The 20,112-nt window shown below is 60.3% G+C and carries 19 protein-coding genes and 1 pseudogene; 10 read left to right on the top strand and 10 right to left on the bottom strand.

All coding sequences use genetic code 11. From position 1 onward, the window contains the following. The first annotated feature begins 25 nt into the window (after positions 1 to 25). Positions 26 to 577: a DUF7342 family protein gene (locus B4V04_RS19405; protein WP_498233298.1), complete on the top strand. Its 552-nt coding sequence runs from the start codon at positions 26 to 28 to the stop codon at positions 575 to 577. A gap of 7 nt (positions 578 to 584) precedes the next feature. Here the strand turns inward: B4V04_RS19405 and B4V04_RS19400 are convergent, their stop codons facing one another. The 4 genes from B4V04_RS19400 to B4V04_RS19385 all read right to left on the bottom strand — a co-directional run bounded on the left by B4V04_RS19400 (position 585) and on the right by B4V04_RS19385 (position 3,817). Continuing rightward, positions 585 to 1,037 carry a toxin-antitoxin system TumE family protein gene (locus tag B4V04_RS19400; protein ID WP_498233297.1) on the bottom strand — a complete coding sequence of 151 codons (453 nt, stop codon included), beginning with the start codon at positions 1,035 to 1,037 and terminating at the stop codon, positions 585 to 587. Next, positions 1,034 to 1,546, bottom strand: coding sequence for a winged helix-turn-helix domain-containing protein (locus B4V04_RS19395; RefSeq protein WP_498233296.1), 513 nt, complete (start codon positions 1,544 to 1,546; stop codon positions 1,034 to 1,036). Before B4V04_RS19395 ends, B4V04_RS19400 begins: the two co-directional genes overlap by 4 nt. A 77-nt stretch (positions 1,547 to 1,623) precedes the next feature. Then, a complete protein-coding gene (locus B4V04_RS19390) occupies positions 1,624 to 2,550 on the bottom strand; it encodes a transcription initiation factor IIB (protein WP_498233295.1) in 927 nt (308 codons plus the stop codon). A gap of 595 nt (positions 2,551 to 3,145) precedes the next feature. After that, positions 3,146 to 3,817 carry a helix-turn-helix domain-containing protein gene (locus B4V04_RS19385; protein ID WP_498233294.1) on the bottom strand — a complete coding sequence of 224 codons (672 nt, stop codon included), beginning with the start codon at positions 3,815 to 3,817 and terminating at the stop codon, positions 3,146 to 3,148. Positions 3,818 to 4,062: 245 nt separating this feature from the next. Between B4V04_RS19385 and B4V04_RS19380 the strand changes: the two genes are divergently transcribed. Further along, positions 4,063 to 7,374: an efflux RND transporter permease subunit gene (locus B4V04_RS19380; RefSeq protein WP_498233293.1), complete on the top strand. Its 3,312-nt coding sequence runs from the start codon at positions 4,063 to 4,065 to the stop codon at positions 7,372 to 7,374. A 14-nt stretch (positions 7,375 to 7,388) separates the two neighbouring features. Here B4V04_RS19380 and B4V04_RS19375 read toward each other — a convergent pair. Next, positions 7,389 to 7,796 (bottom strand): annotated as a pseudogene (locus B4V04_RS19375) (transposase domain-containing protein); the annotation flags it as partial. Between the two features lie 491 nt (positions 7,797 to 8,287). Here B4V04_RS19375 and B4V04_RS19370 point away from each other — a divergent pair. Genes B4V04_RS19370 through B4V04_RS19350 form a run of 5 tightly spaced genes read left to right on the top strand, consistent with a single transcriptional unit; the run spans position 8,288 to position 13,071 of the window. Further along, a complete protein-coding gene (locus tag B4V04_RS19370; protein ID WP_498233292.1) occupies positions 8,288 to 9,652 on the top strand; it encodes an ABC transporter substrate-binding protein in 1,365 nt (454 codons plus the stop codon). 5 nt (positions 9,653 to 9,657) lie between these two features. Further along, entirely contained in the window at positions 9,658 to 10,572 is a 915-nt protein-coding gene (locus tag B4V04_RS19365) for a branched-chain amino acid ABC transporter permease (RefSeq protein ID WP_498233291.1), read from the top strand. Continuing rightward, the gene (locus B4V04_RS19360) at positions 10,569 to 11,612 is read left to right on the top strand and encodes a branched-chain amino acid ABC transporter permease (RefSeq protein WP_498233290.1); all 1,044 of its coding nucleotides are present in this window, start codon (positions 10,569 to 10,571) and stop codon (positions 11,610 to 11,612) included. The genes B4V04_RS19365 and B4V04_RS19360 overlap by 4 nt, the downstream gene beginning before the upstream one ends. After that, entirely contained in the window at positions 11,609 to 12,370 is a 762-nt protein-coding gene (locus B4V04_RS19355) for an ABC transporter ATP-binding protein (RefSeq protein WP_498233288.1), read from the top strand. The genes B4V04_RS19360 and B4V04_RS19355 overlap by 4 nt, the downstream gene beginning before the upstream one ends. After that, on the top strand, positions 12,367 to 13,071 hold the full coding sequence (locus tag B4V04_RS19350) for an ABC transporter ATP-binding protein (protein WP_498233287.1): 705 nt from the start codon (positions 12,367 to 12,369) through the stop codon (positions 13,069 to 13,071). The genes B4V04_RS19355 and B4V04_RS19350 overlap by 4 nt, the downstream gene beginning before the upstream one ends. A 22-nt stretch (positions 13,072 to 13,093) precedes the next feature. Here B4V04_RS19350 and B4V04_RS19345 read toward each other — a convergent pair whose 3' ends face one another. Then, positions 13,094 to 13,912, bottom strand: a complete 819-nt coding sequence (locus tag B4V04_RS19345; RefSeq protein WP_498233286.1) for a VOC family protein — start codon at positions 13,910 to 13,912, stop codon at positions 13,094 to 13,096. A gap of 110 nt (positions 13,913 to 14,022) precedes the next feature. Here B4V04_RS19345 and B4V04_RS19340 point away from each other — a divergent pair, with 110 nt between their 5' ends. After that, positions 14,023 to 14,346: a tRNA-binding protein gene (locus B4V04_RS19340; protein WP_498233285.1), complete on the top strand. Its 324-nt coding sequence runs from the start codon at positions 14,023 to 14,025 to the stop codon at positions 14,344 to 14,346. A gap of 100 nt (positions 14,347 to 14,446) precedes the next feature. Here B4V04_RS19340 and B4V04_RS19335 read toward each other — a convergent pair whose 3' ends face one another. Next, the gene (locus tag B4V04_RS19335) at positions 14,447 to 15,430 is read right to left on the bottom strand and encodes an ornithine cyclodeaminase family protein (RefSeq protein WP_498233283.1); all 984 of its coding nucleotides are present in this window, start codon (positions 15,428 to 15,430) and stop codon (positions 14,447 to 14,449) included. A gap of 174 nt (positions 15,431 to 15,604) precedes the next feature. Between B4V04_RS19335 and B4V04_RS19330 the strand changes: the two genes are divergently transcribed. Beyond that, on the top strand, positions 15,605 to 16,765 hold the full coding sequence (locus tag B4V04_RS19330; protein ID WP_498233282.1) for an NAD(P)/FAD-dependent oxidoreductase: 1,161 nt from the start codon (positions 15,605 to 15,607) through the stop codon (positions 16,763 to 16,765). 106 nt (positions 16,766 to 16,871) lie between these two features. Here B4V04_RS19330 and B4V04_RS19325 read toward each other — a convergent pair whose 3' ends face one another. Both B4V04_RS19325 and B4V04_RS19320 read right to left on the bottom strand, forming a co-directional pair. Further along, positions 16,872 to 17,450, bottom strand: a complete 579-nt coding sequence (locus B4V04_RS19325) for a thiamine pyrophosphate-dependent enzyme (protein WP_498233281.1) — start codon at positions 17,448 to 17,450, stop codon at positions 16,872 to 16,874. After that, the gene (locus B4V04_RS19320) at positions 17,447 to 17,962 is read right to left on the bottom strand and encodes a hypothetical protein (RefSeq protein ID WP_498233280.1); all 516 of its coding nucleotides are present in this window, start codon (positions 17,960 to 17,962) and stop codon (positions 17,447 to 17,449) included. Before B4V04_RS19320 ends, B4V04_RS19325 begins: the two co-directional genes overlap by 4 nt. Positions 17,963 to 18,202: 240 nt before the next feature. Here B4V04_RS19320 and B4V04_RS19315 point away from each other — a divergent pair, with 240 nt between their 5' ends. Next, complete coding sequence (locus B4V04_RS19315; RefSeq protein WP_498233278.1) at positions 18,203 to 19,831, top strand: thiamine pyrophosphate-binding protein; 1,629 nt, start codon at positions 18,203 to 18,205, stop codon at positions 19,829 to 19,831. On the opposite strand, the gene B4V04_RS19310 is transcribed toward B4V04_RS19315, so the two are convergent. After that, positions 19,828 to 20,106 carry a hypothetical protein gene (locus B4V04_RS19310; protein WP_498233276.1) on the bottom strand — a complete coding sequence of 93 codons (279 nt, stop codon included), beginning with the start codon at positions 20,104 to 20,106 and terminating at the stop codon, positions 19,828 to 19,830. The genes B4V04_RS19315 and B4V04_RS19310 overlap by 4 nt on opposite strands. Positions 20,107 to 20,112 lie beyond the last annotated feature (6 nt).

Below are 20,112 nucleotides of genomic sequence, written 5' to 3'. Positions count from 1 at the left end.
TACACTGTTGTAAGAGGTGCCAAGCATGTCTGAATTCTCGCGAGATGGGGTCCAGTCGTGGACTGAGTCGATGAGCGCACGCGACCGTATTCGTGCGGTCGCCGAGACGCTTCGTGAACCGCGGTCGGTCAACTGGATCAGTGAGCAGGCTGACGCTGCCTGGAGTACGACCAATGAGGAACTCCAAGCGCTCGTCGACCAGGGCCAGCTGCGTCGCGTCGAGTCTGGAGAGACGACACGCTATCTACCGAACTACACGCGACTGCTCTTCGAGGAAATCCGCACGCTCATCGAGGAGAACACCCGCGAGGAGCTGCGGAGCGAATTGGCCGCGATCACCGAGGGGATCGAGGAGTGGCAGGCGACCTACGACGTCGAGACGTGGGAGGAACTCGAACAGTCGCTCGCTGACGGCGACCTCGCAAGTGCGGAGCTCCACGAGCGCCGTGACGTGATCACGCGGTGGGAGGAGAATCTGGAAGACCGTCGCCTAATCAAGCACGCGTTGGCGCTCTACTCGGATGTCGAAGCCGCTCGTGAACAGATGATGGACGTGGCTGACCGCGCCATCCGCTAATCCCGTTTCACGGCGGGTTTGAGGCGCTATTCAGCTGCTCTATATCGTCGTCCTCGTACGCTGCCCGCCACATTGCATGAACTGCACGCGTCACGAGTGACACCTCGGTCACGTCGATACAGGACGATTCGGTGTCCCTTGTTGCGGCTTCAGGCGGCCGGTGGAAATGGATCTCGGGAGAGTGTGTGTTCGGGTGGCGATCGAAGCGCCAGTTGACGCCGTCGCTATCGACATAGTGGAACGAATACATCCCGAGTTCGCTCCACTGGATATCGAGCCGAGCGTTGTCGGCGCCGCCGATCCCATCACTGAGACTGATCTGCAGTTCCGTAGGTGCGACGACATCATCGTATGCGGTTGCTTCAACGAGCGGCTCGAGTTCGAGCCATAGGTCACGAATCCGGCGGAGGGCCGGGAGATAGATCGGCCCGAACTCGCCGGCGCGGTCGGTACCGTTCATACGGCGAGCTGGTGACTGGCCTCGTCGTAGGCGAGTGCGGCTTGTGCGACGGCGAGATTCTGCCGCGTCGTTCGCCATGCCGTGAGGTCGTCCCACCCTGCCGTCTCGTCGGCGTCAAGCTGCTGGGCGAATTCCTCCGGTGACACCACATCGTAGCGGTCCTCGTAGCGCCTGATCTCGGCTTTCATCTCCTGGATGCTGTCGAGTAACGCCGGCCGATCGACTTCCTCACGCAGCTCGTGGATCCGGGACATCAACACTCGGTCGCTGTTGCGCTTGTACAGCGTCGTTTGGCCATCCTGTTCCGTCTCGGCGAAACCGGTGTTCACGAGCGTCTTACAGTGGCGACGCGCTGTCGGCTCGCTCACGAGCGCTCGATCGGCGATCTCGGCCGCCGACTGCCCGTCGTGGGTTTGTTCGACGATTTCGTACACCCGCTCGAACGGCGTCGTCTCCTCTTTCCAGTCCGCCTTGACCTGCTCGTTGACGTCGTCCCACGTCTCGGTCATACTGGATGCTACGCGGCCGAAGAACAAATAGTTTCCTGGGAAAACTATCTAACGGCGATGCTTGTAGGCGAGCGTTATCAGGCTACCTGTTCCTCTAACGTCTCGTGATGGGTCCGGACAGTCGTTGGCGTGACGTTCCCTGTCTCCGCGACGTCGATTTGTGTTACCCACTTTCCCTGTTCTTGTCCCGCCTTGTAGAGGCAGGCCGCTGCGAACCCGGCTGGATGGACGCCCGTCGTGACGCCGCGTTCCTCCGCCTGCTCCGCGAGGGCTCGGGCCCGCTGTCGGATCTCGTCTGGGCACTTGAGGTCCGAGGCGAGGCGCGGCACGAACATGCTGGGGGAGACGGGCTCGGCGGGAAGGCCCAGCTCTTCGTTCAGCGTTTTGTACGCGTTCGTGACCCGTGCCTCCGCGACGCGGGCCATCTCGCTGACGTCGTCCACTAACCGCGAGCGGCCGTTGCACCGGCAGGCCCCGTAGACGCTGGCCGCGGCGATGGCCTCGATGGATCTGCCTCGAAGCAGATCCTCGTTCTGGGCGCTCCGAAAGAGCTGACACGCCTGGTCGCGAACCGAATCGGAGAATTCGAGGGCACTCGTCAACCGACGCACTTCGCCCAACCCGTGTGCGAGATTCCGTTCCGCTTTCGACCGCCAGCGACCCCGAGTCTGTTCGCGACGCATCCGTGCGAGTCGCCGTCGCTTCTGCCCGGAGATCTCGTTCCCCTTCGCGTCGGTGCCGCAACCGATTTCCGTCGACAGGCCGCGATCGTGGCGAGCCGCAGTGAGTGGGGCGCCCGTTCGCTCGCGCTCCTCGTCGTCGTACGCCCGCCACTCCGACCCGTGATCGATGCGTTGTTCGTCGATGACTAGGCCACAGTCCTCACAGACTGTTTCGACCGCGTTCGTGGTGACCCGGCCGTCGCACTCGGGACACTGGTTCGCACTCGATTCCGTTCGGATGTCCTCGTCGAATCCACTCTCGTAGATGTCTTTAGTTGCCATCGTTCTCACTGTATTTCGGGACCCCGCCAGTGCAGCGAGCCCCTCACCTATTGAGGGGATAATAAACGCTATCGACTATGGTCCTCGGTCAGTCGACTTGTGGCTCAATAATGTACCCCTCAGACAGCAAATTTGTCTGCCCTACTCCCGTGGATGTATTTCGGTGAATTCGACGGCCCGCTTTTCACATTCCTCCTCTACCCGCTCGAAGCGCCGATGAGCCTTCGCCGTACTCCGACTATCGTCCTCTCCTTGCTGGAACGGGTTCTTGTTTGAGACGACGATGAGGTGTCGTGACTCGGCATTCGACAGATCGCCGAACTTGGCTAAATTCGCGGAGAAATGCTGCCACTCATCGGTGTTGTTCCGTTCGAACTTCGCACCGGCGACGTCCCTGACGGGGGACCGGCAATCGAGAATCTCCAGGGGATCCTCGATGGGTCAGCCAGTGACCAGCAACGGGAGGCCTTCGCTGACGCATGGCATCGCCGCGTCCAAGTCGTCCTGGCGGACGACTCGCTGTTCACTGTAGAACCCGTCTAGACACGGCGTCAGCCACGGTACGACAGTCGGCCACGATTTCGCCGTCGGGCTATCATACTTCCATATGCTCCTCGACGAACCAGTGGATAATGTGGCCCTCTGCTCGGTGCAACACGTCGCTACACGTCGCGTTCGCGATGTCGAGTGCCTCAGCCACCTCGCCTAATGTCGATTCCCGTGGTGTCCGGTAGTAGCCTGCTTCGACAGCAGCCAAAAGCACCTCTTGCTGTCGGTCCGTGAGCAGCTGGTCTGCTTGGCTCGCGTCGATTTCGCGAACATATTCGATCGTGAAGCCGATGCCTAAATCCTCGAGGTGATCGCCGAGACTCGAGAGCCGCCTCGTCGATGTCGTCACCTCCCACGTAGCGACACCGTTCTGAATATCGAAGGGCATTCTGAGTGGGACACCGGCTCGCAGGACCGGGAGAAGTGGAAGTGGGTTCACCGTCTTTATTTGGAGGAGCGCCTCGTCTTCGTGCTTCCAGAGTAGTTCGAGGTCCTCGATGTCGTCACGGGATTGAATGTCGGTAATGAGTGGGAGTGGGTCAGCGGTCTTGAGCCTGACAAGCCCGATACCGGTCCCTTCGCCAGGGATACTTGTGACGACTTGAAACACCACCTCCGGATGAGCAGTCGAGAGATCTCCGATCCAGGTATGGTCGGGGATATCTATGGAAAGTTTCGCGTGTGGCATCGTCTGTAGCGTACCTACCATTTCGCTCATTATAGCGGGACATACGAATATGTTAGGGTGGGCCTCAATTTCTCGCGTTGATCACTAACCAGCCGAGGCGTGTACGGACATGTAATGTCGGAACTCCGCGAACGCGTGGCTAGCAGCCCGGGATCGAAATTTCCCAATGTCCAGATTTCTGTCGCCAGATCGCTGGCCTGCGTCACGCTCAACGGGGCGGTTACGGTGGATCGTACCTCGTCCACGCCGTCGAAACTGGGGGTGTGTGTTCAGTAATGGTCGACGTGAGCGAGTGGATCACGGACAATGCTCGGCTCGTTATTGCGGTCATGGTCGTCGCGTCCGCGGTGGTCGCCGCCGGAGTGCCGATGGTCGACCGATCGACGTCCCTCGACCAGTTCCAGACCGACGCCGACGAAGCCGATGCGCTCGATTACGTCGACGCGAACTTCTCGAGCGGGTCGACGGATACGACCTCAGCACAGGTCATCGTCCGGGACGACAACGTCCTCGATAAGGACACCCTCGTTTCTATTCTCGAATACGAACGGGCGCTCGAGACCAACGAAACAGTCAACGAAACCCTCGTCGAGAACGACTCCACGCGAAGCGTCGCGAACCTCGTCGCGACCACCTCGATCCGGGAAGACCGGGCCGCCGAGCTACAGACTCGCGAACGTGAACTAGCGAGGACGGAGACGAGCCTGGCGGAGGCGCTCGATTCGCTCGAGAGCAACCCCAACGATAGCGTTCGCCCCGCGTTCGAGGCCGTCGACGCCAACACGTCGGTGACCCTCACCGAGGCGGACTACCGGCTGTTCGCGGACGCTGTCGAGGAGCGACGCGCGCAAGACGAGACAGGTGAGAATACGGGGAACGTCACGAAACAGATTCTCGCGGACGAGTACGCAACGCTCGCCGAGGACAGAAACGAGCTGGAGAGCCTCGACCCAACTCTCGAGACGCAGATCGCGGAACTCCGGTCGCTAAACGACTCCGAAGTCGAAGCCCTCGTCGCGGACGTACTTTTCAGTGAATCGGACCAGTCGGCACGCGCGCTTGCCTTCATGCCCGACTACTACGAGCTGGGATCGACGGAGACGAACGCGACGCTGCTCGTCGTGACCCACGAGTCCGCAGGCGGATCGTTCGCACCCGGTGACGCACCCGAGGAGATCGAGGACGCACAGGCCACGATGACGGACCTGGCGCCGGACGACGACTCGATGGCCGTCCTGGTCTACGGTGACGGCGTCGTCTCGACGGAGATCACGGACTCGATGATCGACAGCGTCCTCCTGGTCGGCCCACTAGCGATTGCGTTCGTCTTGCTCGTTCTCGTGGTCGTCTACCGGGACTTGCTGGACATCCTGCTCGGTCTCCTGGGGATCGCGCTCGTGCTCGTGTGGACGTTCGGTGCGATGGGGTGGTTCGACATCGCGTTCAGCCAGCCGTTCATCGTCGTCCTCGTCCTGCTGATCGGGCTCTCTATCGACTACGGCCTCCACGTCGTGATGCGTTATCGGGAGGCTCGCGAGTCGAGCGAGACGTCGCCTAGTCGCGCGATGGCTGTCGCACTCGGGAGCGTCGGCGTCGCACTCGTCTACGTCACCACGACGACCGTCATCGGCTTCCTCTCGAACCTTGCGAGCCCGCTCGGGGTGTTCCGCGAACTCGGCGTCGTCAGCGCTATCGGCATCGTGGCCACGCTGCTCGTCTTCGGTCTGCTCGTTCCGGCGCTGAAAGTCGAACTCGACGAGCTCCTCGAACGCCGGGGGATCGACCGCCTGAAACCAGCCGTCGGAACGGGTAGCGGGCCGGTCAGTCGCGTCCTAGGTACGGGGGCGACGCTCGCGACGAAGGCCCCTTACGTCGTCATCGCCGTCGCGCTCCTCGTCAGCGCGACGGGTGCGTACGGGGCGACAGGTATCGACGCGAGCTTCGAGCAGTCGGATTTCCTCGCGGAGGATCCCGACGACTGGTTGAAAGACCTCCCCGATCCGATCGCGCCCGGGACGTACACGGCAGAGAGAGCGATCGACACGCTCGACCGTGACTTCGTCAGACAGGACACCACAGCCACGATACTTGTCAGGGGCGACGTGACTGATCCCGCGACACTCGACCGGCTCGACACCGCACGCACGAATGCGAGCGACATGTCGGCGACGGAGACGTACGCCGACGGAGAGCCCGCGGTAACCGACCCGATCACGGTGATGGACCGCCTCGCGGCGGACAACGCGTCGTTCAACCGGACGCTAGCGGCAGCCGACATCGATGGCGACGGCGTCCCCGACGAGAACGTGACCACCGTCTACGACGAACTGTACCGGGTGGCACCTGAGGAAGCAGCCGATGTCGTCCACAGAGAGGACGGCGAATATCGGGCTGTCCGGATGGTCGTGACCGTCGACAGTGGCGTCGACGACGACGTCGTCCACGACCAGATGGGGTGGGTTGCCGACGATGCCGACGGGGAGGGCGTTTCCGTCATCGCGACCGGCGACGTGATCGTCAACCAGATCACGGCCGACCAGCTCGCGGAGACGGCGCTCATGAGTCTCGTCGTCGCGCTGCTGTCGGTCGTCGTCGTCCTCGCGGTCGCTTACCGGCTCACCGAGGGGAGCGCGTCACTCGGCGTCGTCACGATCGTCCCCGTTGCGTTCACCCTGACGTGGGTACTCGGGACGATGGCGCTGCTGGACATCCCGTTCAACATCGTCACCGGCATGATTACCGGGCTCACGATCGGGCTCGGCGTCGACTACAGTCTCCACATCAGCGAGCGATTCAACCAGGAACTCGCCGAGGCTGAGACGGTTACCGCGGCGTTACACGAGACCGTCACCGGGACCGGTGGTGCGTTGCTGTCGAGTGCGGCGACGACTGCCAGCGGGTTCGCCGTGCTGCTCGTCGCGATCCTCCCGTTCCTTCAGTCGTTCGGCCTTATCACCGCGCTGACGATCGTGTTCGCGTTCCTCGCCAGCGTGTTCGTCCTCCCGAGCTTGCTCGCCGTCTGGGCACGGGTGGTGAATCGAGATGCCGGACTGGGGGAATCCACCACCGGTACGGCGATAGAATTACTCGATAGCACAGCTGAAGGCAAGGCTGACGTGACGCGAACGGTTCACCGCTCCTACCTCTCCCCCGATCAGGTGGTTCCAGTGACCGTCTCGCTCCGGAACGTTCGCGATCGGATGATACTCAGGGAATCAGTCGATGGCGAGATCGGCAATATCGACCTCTCCCCCGAACCAGTTGCCGTAGACCGGGATGACGGAACCATCACAGTGTACTGGGACACCGCTGATTCGGTGGTCGATGCGAGCCTCGAGTACACGGTCGAACACCCCGCGGAAGCAGCGGATGGCGATGTAGTCACGTTTGAGGGGACCGTCGAAAGCAGTGACTGCCGATGGTCGGTCGGTGGAGACGAGACGGCTACTGTCGTTGAGGATGTCTTCCAACGCGTGCTTGAGCGTGGTGCAGTCACTGCCGCGGACATCGAGAGCGCTATCGAGCGTGACGATATCACTCCCAAAGAAGTCGCACGTCTTCGCCGTGCTTGGCTCCAAGGGGACTGAGTCCGGCAGTATCACTCGACGTCATGTTTTCCGCGGAGTTCTGCGAAAAACTGATCTGCGATCACGTTCGTTCTTATCGGCTCAAGCTTTGTGTGGAGTAAATCGTTTGAGTCTGGATCGACGGCGGCGTACAACCAATAGTGTTCACCGTCAAGCTGAATTACGGTTTCATCGACCGCAACGTGATTCGAGCCCTGACCAGATTCCGGCTGTAGATCGGCCTTGTGAACCCAGTTATGAATAGTCGATCGAACCCGATCAACACCGAATACCTCAAGAAACAAAATAGTATTCGAAAGTGATAATCCAGCAATATGATGCTGAATACTGAACTTCATCAACAGTTTCGGTGTTGCTTCTCGCTCCACAAAATCTAAGTTGATATCGTCTAAACAGCCGCTGAGGCGGTCGTTTTCGGGCATGAATCATTGAAAACGCACCGCCTCACCTTTCAATCCTTATCTGAACATCGTCGATCAACGAAGTGATGATTCATTTCAATTACGATCGATACTCACTGTACGCCGCCGTAAATCCCGATGCTAATCGACTGCCTCACGTTCCGCTGTATCCAACAAAAACTAACGGGATTTATTACCGTACTTCAGATACTGGAAAAACGAGGCTGATAACGCTTTTCCTATTCTTAAGGGTACTCGATCGCTACGGACACCCTGCCATCGTTGCAGGCTCCGATTTCAACACGTTACATATGAGAACATAGATGGAGTACTAATATATTTTTTAGTATATATTTTGAATTAACCACTTTCCAAATATACGTAAGTACGCCGAGCCGAGTATTGTTGAAAATGGTTACAAGCGTTTACCTTCGGATGGATTCAGCTTATCGAAAAACGACCCCTTTTCTCAGCACAAGTTTTATTTAATCTCCTTCAGATGTTTCAATTGAATGTCTTCTGATAACACTACTCATGCGAATCGTCGTAAGTTTGTCACCATCGCCGGAGCCGGCGGCATAGCGGGGCTCTCTGGCTGTGTCGGGTTCGGTGGGGGTGGTGATGGAGGCGATGGAGGGAGCAGCAACGGGGACGGCGGAGACGGCACCGACGGTGGGAACGGAGATACCGGCAGCTCCGAGACGATCTCGATTGGACAGCCGGCGTCGCTCAGTGGCCAGTGGGACTTCCTTCAGCCTGGGATCTCACAGGCAACTGACGCCGCTGTCAACCACATCAACGAAGCGGGTGGTCCCCTTGACGCGGAGCTCGAAGTCGTTCGCCGCGATACTGCAGTCGATCCGCAGGAAGCACGGACCGTAGCAACCCAATTGGTTGAGAACGATAATGTCGCGGCGATTATCGGGCTATTCTCAAGCGAGATCAACCCCCTCTGGGACTTCCTCCAAGACCTGTCGACACCAGTTGTCACTCCGTGGCCCGGATCGACGTTCCTTGACGCTCGTGGAGGTGATAAGGGAACCCCAGATGATACAAGTGACGACGAGTGGGTATGGCGAACTGTCGTCGGCGACACGGTCCACACGAGCGGTAGCGCCGCCTTCGCGATTGAAGAAGGCCTCGACACCTTGGGCGTGATCAACGGTACCACCGAAGGAGAGCGGAGCTACGTCGAGGGGTTCATCTCCGCCTACGAGGCCAACGGGGGGACCGTCGCCGAACGAGTGGAAGTCGAACTTGGTGCTTCGAGCTATCAATCAGCGTTTAGCCGCCTGTTTGAGGCCGAATTCGACGCGTTCCTTGTGAGTCTCCCGCAGGAGTCGGCGATCACCGCGCTGAGCGATTGGTCTGACGGCGGATACGGTCGGCAGCCAATTCTCTCTGATACGCTGACGTCGCAGGCAGTGATCGATCAGGTTGGTAGCGATCTCAACGGTGCCTGGGGGGCCACCCCCGGCCAATCCGGGCCGAATTACGACACGTTCGAAGGGATCTACTCTGAGGCGGGTGATGCCGACATCAACGCCTGGACGCCCCCAGCTTGGGACGCCGTTCAAGTGACTGCGCTGGCAATCGAGCGGGCGGGCGAGGCCACGCCGGAAGCAATTCAGCGAAATCTCGGTCCAGTCAGCCGTGGGGAGGGAACGGCGGTCAGCACGTTCGCCGAGGGGAAAGAGGCGCTCGCAAACGGCGATGAAATCAACTATCAAGGCGCCGCGACCCCGGTCAATTTCACCCAACATGGCAATGTGTTCGGGACCGTCAGCATCAATACGGCACAGGACGGCGAGTTCACTCAAACGAGTGAGGTCTCTGCCGCGGATGTCCGTGATTTCGTTGAGGAAGGCCAGTACTGATTTCGATGGGTCTTCTTCAAAATATTATTTTCGGGGTGATCACGGGTTCGTATATCGCAATCGCCGCGATCGGATTTACCCTGATTTACGGCATTGTAAACATGATTAATTTCGCTTACGGCGAGTATCTGACTATCGGCGCATTTATCGGGTTTTTTGCGGCAACTACGTTCCCAATTCCGCTTCCGGTTGCCGCTCTCGTTGCGATGGCTGGCGGCGGACTCGTGAGTATCGGACTCGCTCGCGCGTTCTTTACCCCAATCAATCAGACCGGACCGGTGCCGCTGTTGTTGACGTCGATTGGCCTCGGGATTGCCCTTCGAAACGCGATTCGTCTCGTCGCGGGACGCGAGGCCCGATACTACGACACGCAAACGACGACGTTCCGATTCGATGCGATCCCGGATCTGTCAGTCGGATCTGTGGACCTGCTCGGCGGATTTTTTGTTACCTCAGAACAGCTGATCGTCGTCGCGTCTGCGGTCACCGTCTTCGTCGCAATTCACGGATTGCTAACACGGACGGATGTCGGAATTGCGATGCGAGCGATGGGCGATGATGAAAGCCTCGCCCGAGTTCGAGGGATTGACACCCAACTGATCCGGGATAGTGTCTGGGTACTCGCCGGCATTCTCGCCGGACTTTCGGGTGTCCTCTTGGCTATCCAAACGAACGTTAACGCAACGACAGGGTTCAGTCAAATCCTCCAGATCCTCTCGGCAGCGATCCTGGGCGGTGCCGGGAGCCCCTACGGGGCGATTCTCGGAGCGTATCTTATTGGTATCGTACTATCGCTGTCAACGGCGTTTCTACCGTCGGGCATGAGCGGCCTTTCATCGGCAATCGCATTTGCGATTCTGATCCTCGTGCTGCTTGTGAAGCCGAGCGGGATCGCGGGAACGGAGGTGCGTGAGGTATGAACGTCGTCGACCGGCTCCCATCAGGGAGCGGTGACGTGGCCCTGCTGGCGGGGCTCTGCTGTTTGCTCATCGGCGGCCTGTTTGCGTTAACGCCGCTTCAGGCGCGACTTCCGAGCGCCTTTTATGTCTTTATTGAGGTCGGTATCTTGTTCGTTATCTACGGAATGCTTGTGCTCGGACTTGACCTCCAGTACGGGCACACTGGCCTCGTCAATTTCGGTCATGTCGCCTTCTTTGCGGTCGGCGCATACGGAACGGCAATGCTCTCGGCACAGGACACTTTCGCGGGTATTGGGCTTGGGTACCCCTGGCCCCTCGCCCTCGGCGTGGGTGTTGTCGCCGCCGCGCTCGTCGGGCTCGGCGTCAGCGTCACCTCAATCCGGCTGCGCGGTGATTTCCTCGCTATCGTGACCCTCGCGGCAGCTGAGATACTCCACTCGATATTTGTCAATTTTGAAGGAATATTCGGAGGAAACGTGGGGATCCTCGGCGTCCCGCGCCCGATTGCCGCGCTGGTTGATACTGCCGATACCCGGCTGGTCGCGACGCTGTTTGTGATCGGTGGAATCACCTTAGTAACGCTTGCCGGCGTCACCCGACTCACTAGTGCGCCCTATGGCCGTGTGCTCCGAGCAATCCGAGCGGATGAGCTTGTCACGCGATCGGTCGGCAAGTCCACAGTTACCTACAAGACTCAAGCATTCGTCTACGGGGCGGCTCTCGCAGGACTCGCTGGTGGGCTGTTCGCGCTATACAACGGCGCAGTCGCTCCAGGATTCTTCACAATCCAAGTGACGGTAACGGTGTGGATCGGAATGTTGCTTGGCGGTGCCGCGAATCATCGGGGAGTTCTGGCTGGGTTAGCGATTATAATGGGGTTGCGACTTGTTTCACGGTTCGCGCTCGATGTGACGCCAGTCCCTTCCGACGTGTTCGCTTCAATCCGGCTCGTCGTTGTCGGACTTATCCTCGTCGCGGTGATCCGGTACCGGCCCGCTGGAATTTGGGGCAACGCACAAGAACTTGGGGTGGACCGATGAGTCTCCTCTCCGCCGACGAAATCGTGAAGGAGTTTGGTGGGCTACGCGCCATTGACGGATTGTCAGTGTCGATCGACAGGGGCGAATTGGTTGGCGTAATCGGCCCGAACGGCGCGGGAAAATCGACTCTCTTCAACTGCATTAGCGGGGTCATCACGCCGGATGAGGGAGTCGTTACGTACGACGGGACGGAGGTGACCGGTGATCCACCGGAAGTGCTTGCTAGACGAGGGCTGGTTCGGACGTTTCAGGCTACAAGAGAGCTGAAGACTATGACTGTTCGGGACAACGTTCGGCTCGCTGCGCCCAACCAACCCGGTGAGCAAACTATCTCTGCGCTGTTCCGAACCGAGTCGATGCAAAACTCAGAGCGGTCCGTACAAACCCGAGCGGATGAGTTACTCGAGACGTTCGAACTCGATCACCTCGCCGACGAGTACAGCGCCAATCTCTCCGGTGGTCAACGGAAGCTTCTGGAACTCGCACGGGCCCTCATGTTAGGCCCTGACGTGCTCATGCTTGATGAACCGTTCGCCGGCGTGAATCCGACCCTGACCGACGAAATCGCCGAACACGTACGTGGACTTAACGAAAATGGAATGACAATCGTCGTCATTGAACACGAGCTTGAAACGCTGACCGAGCTGGTCGACCGGCTGATCGTTCTGCAGCAGGGACAGGTGCTCGTTGACGGTCGTCCAGAGGACGTGTTGTCGGACGACCGCGTCATCGAAGCGTACCTCGGGGGTGGAGCGTGAGTCTTCTCAATATCGATGAGCTCGATGCTGGGTACGGGGAGATCAAGGTGTTATCCGAGGTGGATCTTCGCGTCGCGGATGGAGAGTACGTCGCAATCGTCGGACCCAACGGCGCGGGTAAATCAACGGTAATGAAAGCGATCGTCGGAATCGCGACGTGTCTCGGCGGATCGATCACGTTCCGCGGTGCGGATATCACCGGGATGGCACCCGAAGATGTCGTTCACGAGGGTATCGGATACGTTCCGCAGTCAGACAACATCTTCCCGACGCTAACAGTCGAAGAGAACCTTCGGATCGGAGCGTACGTGTTGGAAACGGTTCCGGAAAAGCGCAAACAGATGGTGTATGACCGATTCCCGGTCCTCGCCGAGCGAACTGACGAGGAGGCAGGATCCCTCTCGGGGGGCCAACAGCAGATGCTTGCGATGGGGTGTGCACTAATGTTAGACCCTGATGTGCTGTTGTTGGATGAGCCGAGTGCAGGTCTCGCACCGGACCTCGTCGGTGACATGTTCGACCGTATCGATGCGATCAATGATACGGGAACGACCGTACTGATGGTCGAACAGAACGCAAAGGAGGCGCTTCGACGCTGCGATCGGGGGTACGTTCTCGCTAACGGTGAGAACCGATACGAGGACGACGGCGACGCCTTACTCAACGACGAAGCGGTCCGGAAACAGTTTCTCGGCGGGTGACTGTCTGCAATCACCCTTTCGGTCACTCGGCCGATGGAACGACGCCGATGTACCGACGGCCGACCGGTTCTGTTACCGGCAGCCATTCCACCGAGCGCTCCATAAACGAGTCATCGGAGCTGTCGACGAACTCAGGAGGGCTATCATTGTCGGAGGCAAGTAGGTACGCAATTGGACGCGGCCCGAAGTTGGCGAGGCGGTTAGCGAGCCACCCCTCCTCGTGCGGCTCCGCAAGCGCGACCGGCTGGTTTGGGTACGACGCCACCGTTGCTGAAAGCGTCTGATCATCGCCCCGGTGCGGGTCATTCATGTCGAAGGCCATCTCGAACTCTTCGATTGCAGCCTCGATATCAGGAACGCCGAGTATTACCGTGTCAACACCACGGATCGGCGAATCTGCCAGCCGTCCGGTTGGCTGTACACGACGCTCGCGCGGTGTCCGATCACTGATGAGAAACGGGAGCGTCGACCCCAGTTCGCCCTCCCCAAGGATCGTGAGATCCCACTCGACACGCGTTCCGTCTTCACGAACCCGTTCGTACTGTTCCGGACCGTCGACGGCGATCCCCCGATCGGCGAGATCGGCACTCACCGTCTCGATATCATCGACTCGAATGGCCCACGCACACGGACCACCGTCTCCGTGGATCGGACCGTTCCACCACGGCGATTCCTCGTCGGGATCGACCGACGAAATGAGCTCAATGTAGCTCCCGTCACGGAAGCCAACGACGGACATGTGAGTGACCCCGTTCGAGTGGCGACCCCCATACTCCGTGTCAAGTTCGGCTCCGTCAAACGCGTCACCGAGCCGATCAAGATCTCGCCCGGCGACCGTCACGTGATCAATCTGGAGGTTCATTGAACCCTCTTTTTGTTATCCAGCCCATCATGTGTTTCGGCTGTGGCAACCGGCACACCTAATTTCCCGTCCAATGTTAGCTTCGCGGTATGGCGGAATCTCCCTTCGGAGTGACGATTCAAGTGGCAGAGGTCACGGACGCAGAACCGTTCCCCGAGACGAACAAACCGAAGATGGTCAAGCTGTGGCTCGACTTGGGCGATGAGTCACGCCAGTCAGCGGCGCAACTGGGTTTCCATCACGATGCGGGGGATCTCGTCGGTGGGCAGGTTCTCTGCGTGACGGACCTCGGGTCAATCCGTATTGCCGGATTCGAGTCGGACGCGTTGACGCTCGGAGTCCCGGGTGACGACGGGAACCCGGTGCTTGTGACGCCGGACAAATCCGTGCCACTTGGCGGAGAACTGTACTGAGAAAGGTGGGATCGACTGTCCGATTTCAGGTACCAGACCACGTGTTTGACACCCTCATTACAGCTGCTTGCGGGACCGAGAGGGTTCGAGGAGACACGCGTTAGTCGGCCGAGCGGAGATCGACCTCGGTACCGTCGTCCGCCTCGACGACACGACGGTAGATGGCATCGGTCGCGGCCGCATCCAGCGTTGCCGAACCGACCGAGGCGACTACCGTACGAGTTCCAGCCGCGGACTCCCAGGTGCTGTCACCGAGGATCGTACCGAATTCAACGAGGTCCGACTCGGTGAGAGTGGTCGCGCGGAAGTCGCCGGTCTCGATCACCTCTGACGGCACGTCGGCAAACACCGTTTCCGCCTCTTCGATCACCGCCGATTCGAGTTCACGCATCTGCTCGGTGAACGCACCGATGGCGACGACGAGGGTTTCATCACCCAATTCACTCGCCGGGAACACCGGTTCAGCCGCGGTCGTCGCCGTGACCACCGCATCGGTGCCTGTCACTGCCGTTGCCGGCTTCTCCACGGCACGCGCGGGAATCCCTTCGTCGGAGAGGTCCGCTGCGCACGTGTATCGTGACTCGCTCGGGGAGTACACGCGCACGTCCTCAAGATCGGCGACTGTCGCGATCGCGCGGGTCTGCCAGCGGGCCTGTGCACCCGCTCCGATCACTCCCAGCGTGAGGGGATCTGGGACCAGCTCTCGGACGGCGAGCGCGCCGATACAACCCGTTCGGGCATTGGTGATCGTCGTCCCGGCGACGAGCGCCTCCGGCAGACCGGTACCGGCGTCGGTGAGCGCGATCTGTGCGTTGATCGTCGGGAGTCCTCGATCGGCGTTTCCCTCGTGAACACCGACAAGCTTCGTCGCGTACCGCTCCGCCCCGTGGATGTACGCGGGCATCGCAATTGCAGTGCCGGTCGCGTCAGGCCCGTCGAGCCCTTTTCCGACCGGGAAGTGGGGGCGGTCTGGACGCTCGACCTCACCCGCGGCCTGTTTTATAAGCGCATCTCCCACCACGTCGACGAGGGATCCCAAGTTCAGGTGTCGTTCGACGACAGTTTCTGAAAGCACGCGAACCATATCGACCCCGACGCCCGCTGACGACTTAGACGTTGATGGCTCCACGGTACGGTCGATCCGAGCGCTTCGGCCTTGATCGGTCGGAACAGGTGTGACATAGTGTGCCCGCACTGATGACAACCATGTCAATTTAATATCATTGGTGCTTTATATCATAGCTGCGACTGTATCTGCATGGAAGTTCTCGTCTGCGGCGGCGGCATCGTCGGTCTTGCGGCGGCACACGCGTTGGCGAAACGAGGCGCAGATGTAACGCTCTGTGAGCAGGGGTCGCTAGGCGGGGGAAGTACTGCTCGATCGGCCGGCGGCATCCGGTCACAATTCTCTACTCGGGTTAACGTCAAGCTCTCGCTGGCAAGTAAAGCAGTCTGGAATGCCTTCGAGGATCAGTTCGGCGTCGATATTGGATTCCGAACAAGCGGGTACCTGTTTCTCGCGCGCAGCGAGTCGGCCGCCGAACGGTTTCGCGAGGACGTCAGGATGCAACGCGATCTCGGTGCCCAAACTGAATTCCTAGAGCCATCGGCAGCGACCAAACACTGTCCGGAACTCAATACCGAAAACTACCGCGCCGCGACGTACAATCCGACGGACGGATTCGCCGACCCGAATCTCGCGGTACAGGGATACGCCGAGGCCGCCCGCGGTCTCGGGGTCGAGATCCGGCCCAAGACACCGGTCACTGCCGTCCATCGGTCCAGCGGTCGCATCGTCGGCGTCGATGTTGTCAACAACGGGACTACGGAGCGAATCGATGTCGATTATGTTGTCAACGCAACTGGAGCATGGGCGACCAGTGTTGCGGAGATGGCCGGCGCGACGCTACCGATTTCGCCGCGCAGACGACAAATCGCCGTAGTCCAGCCCTCGAAACGGGTTCCCGAGTCGGTACCGCTAACGATCGACATGGAGACGGGGTCGTACTTCCGGCCAGAGCGTGATGGCGCCGCGCTCGTCGGTGGACACTTCGCCGAGGACGACCAAATTGTTGATCCGGACGGGTATGAACAAGATATGGAAATAGCATGGGCCGCTGAGGCAGTCGAACGCGCCGCCGACTGTGCGGCATACTTCGGCCCGGAGACGCGGATCAAACGCGGCTGGGCCGGATTGTACGCAGTAACGCCCGACAACCACCCGATAATCGAGGAGACGCTGCCGGGCCTCGTGACTGCCGCCGGATTCTCTGGTCACGGATTCCAGCACGCCCCGGCGACCGCACAGATTGTCTCCGACTTGATTTTCGGTGGTGACACAGACATCGTCGACGTCTCTGTGCTCGCCGCCGATCGATTCGAACGCGGTTCCTCGCTCAACGAACAGAGCGTCGCGTGAATCGCAGGCAAACTCTACCTATTTATCCTAGCCGATGCCGTCGATACCCTCGGACAAAGAGCCATCTACAATCGCAGGGCGGAATGAATATTTTGCAGCGACTCCGCTACGTTGTATCGGTCGTGAGCGAATTGCGGGCACGCCGTGCGATATACGGGAAGTCAAACGACGGCCGCGCGTCGGGATCGACGGAGTCGACGTGGCAGACGATGACGGTGACACCTGTGGACTCGATGGCGTCCCGGTAGGCGGCCGCGAAGGCTTCGGTCTCGCGCACGGAGACCGCGTCGAGACCACTGCTCTCGGCGATCCCGGCGAAATCAGTATGGTCGGCCTGGAGCGACTGACCGCCCGTCGTTCCGTAAATATCGTTCGCCCAAACGACGATCGTCAGGTTGTCCGGGTCGGAGCGCGCGACGGTCGAGAGCACACCGAGCGACATCAACAGCGACCCGTCGCCGTCAAGGACGGTGACAGGTTCGTCCGTGCTGAGGGCCAAGCCGAGTCCGACCGCCGTGGTCACGCCCATGCTTCCCCACTGGTAGAAGTTCCGAGCCCGATCGGGGTCCGAGACGCTCGCGAGGACGTAGGACGCGACACCGAGATTCGAAACCACGGCCGCGTCCGGGGTGACGTCGAGGACAGTCTCCGTACAGGCGTACTGGTCCGCGTGTGCATCCGTCATTTTGCGGCCTCAGATTTCCGTCCGGTGACAGTCTGTTCTAGCAGGACGACGTAGGGCGACTGCGTGGAGAATGCGGTCTCGCCCGCGAGTGCCACCGTTTCACGGAGATCATCCTCGTCAGTGACGACGGAGTTGCGGACTCCGACATTGTCGAGGAGTTTGTCCATATTGTACCCTGCGGGCACCTGCGCGATGTTGAACTCGCCCAGATTGCCGCGCCGTGTCACTACTCCAAGGAAGGGGACGCGTGCCGGGACGCTGAGCGAGCCGATGGCGTTGAACGTATTCGCGAGACCACTCGATTGACAGAGCAGTGCACCACGGTCGCCGCCGACCCACGCACCCACGAGTACGCCGACAGCCTCCTCTTCACGGCTGACCAGCACTGTCTCGAACCGATCGTCCTTGACAACTTCACCGATCAAGGCGTCCATCTTCGAGTCGGGGAGGTACGCGACCAAGTCGACGCCAGCGTCCGCCAATGCCTCCGCGGCGTCCTCACTCCAGGTCATGGGCGAGATGGTAGCCGGGGATCGCTCGTGAATTGCCTGCGAGTGTGATCGAGTTGATGGACCGAGACGTCGAAGCGTCGCCCATCGGATACTGAGGACAGGTCTGATGCTGTGTGATCATTCCCATACCGCGACTTTTCACGAAGCGGTACTTAATGTTAGGGTTGAACAACGCTTATGTCGTCGCACTTTGTCGGTCCTTTCAGCGAAACGGTCCCCATTCCGGAACTAACAATACTAATGATTGAGACAACGGGAAGCACTTACATACTCGATGCACTGGCCGCCGAAGGCGTCACGACGCTCTTCGGTCTCATCGGGGAAGGGAACGCGCACCTCCTCGACGCGACGAACGACCACAACATCGCGTTCCGGTACGCACGTCACGAACAGGTCGCCGTCTCGATGGCGGACGGCTACGCTCGTACCACTGGTGAAGTCGGCGTCTGTACACTTACCCACGGCCCGGGCGTAACGAACGGTGCAACCGGTATCGCCGCCGCGGACCGCGACAACGTCCCGCTCGTCGTTCTCATCGGGGACACCGGATTCAGGGGCCGGGAAACCTCCCTCCAGTACCTCGACCACGCCGCGTTTACTGACCCGATCTCCGTCTATCAGACACGGGTGGAGACGTCGGACACGATCGGTGAAACGCTCCGTCGTGCGTTCTCGAAAGCGCGTACCGAACGCGGTCCCGCAATCGTCGAGATTCCCGGAGATATCCAAGAAGATCCCGTCCCCGAGGACTCTTACGAACCGCGATCGTCTACGGCCCAGCGCGTCTACGCTGACCCCGAGACGGTCGACGCAGCGGCCGCCGTCCTCAACGACGCCGACCATCCCGTCATCCTCGCCGGTGGCGGCGCTCGTGCGTCCGACGCCGCCGAGTCCATTACCGCACTCGCAAAACGACTCGGCGCACCCATCGCGACGACGTACTTTGCGAAGGGGCTCTTCGATCACGACCATCCGCTCCACTCGGGGATCGCGGGCACGTTTATGACACCCGCGAACGACGCGTTACTTTGGGACGCAGACGCAGTGCTCACCGTCGGCGCACAACTCTCGGGAAAGTCAACTCGCTACGGCGCGCTCTACGAGGACGCCGATATCGTTCAGGTCGACCTCTCAGCCGACGCGCTCGGCCGATACCGCGACCCCGAAGTCGGCGTACTCGGAGACGCCCACGCGACCGTCGCCGCACTCGGAGACCGCGTCGGGACGAACCCCGAACGCGCCGACAGGGTCAGGGAGACCATCGCAGAAGCGGGTCACGTCATCCCGTTCGACGAGCGGTCGGACGGACCGTACGTGGATCCGCGCGCGCTCACGCTCGCCGTCTCCGACCGCACCGCCGGCGATGCCGTTGTCGCCGTTGATTCCGGGAACAACACGGGCTTCCCTGCAGTCTTCCACGAACTCGACGCCGGCGGCCAGATGCTCGTAAACGGTAATTTCGGAACGATGGGGTACGCACTCCCCGCCGCGCTCGGTGCGCAGTATGCCAACCGCGACCGAGACGTCGTCTGCTACATGGGCGACGGCGCGTTCATGCAGGTCGTCCAGGACGTCGAGACTGCAGTCCGTCTCGATCTTCCGATTGTCTTCGTCGTCCTGAACGACGAGAGCTACGGAATCATCCGCCACCGCCAGAACCTCGAATTCGACCGGTCGACCGCTGTTGACTACGAGAGCCCAGAGTTCGAACAGGTCGCTCACGGTCTAGGCGCACGCGCCGCGACGATACGGTCGACTGACGATCTAGACGTCCTCGACGAGTTTCTCACGGACAAGCCCGACGTTCCTCTCGTCCTCGATGTGCGCACGAATCCGGATATTGCTCGTCCCGGGTTTCCACCGTACTAGAGGTCGACGCGAAGGTTCCCATCCTCTGGGATTTCTGCCGTGGTCTGCGGCGGGAGAAGGCTCGTACAGCCCGATTCTTCGAAGGTTGCGGGACCATCGACAGTCTCACCGACGGCAAGCGCCTGTCGGTCGACTATGGGCGTCGCGACGAATCCGCGATTCGCGAAGTACACCTCACGTTCGCGGCGGACCCGTTCGCCGCCCGTCGTGGTCACCGCGTCCTCGACCGGCGGCGTTTCGACTGTCCCAGCTGCACGGAGCGTGACGAGTTCCACCGGCTC

Source organism: Halorubrum sp. B52 (genome assembly GCF_059752555.1).
The sequence above is the reverse complement of the archived record's forward strand: the minus strand, read 5'-3'. Positions and strand labels throughout refer to the sequence as shown.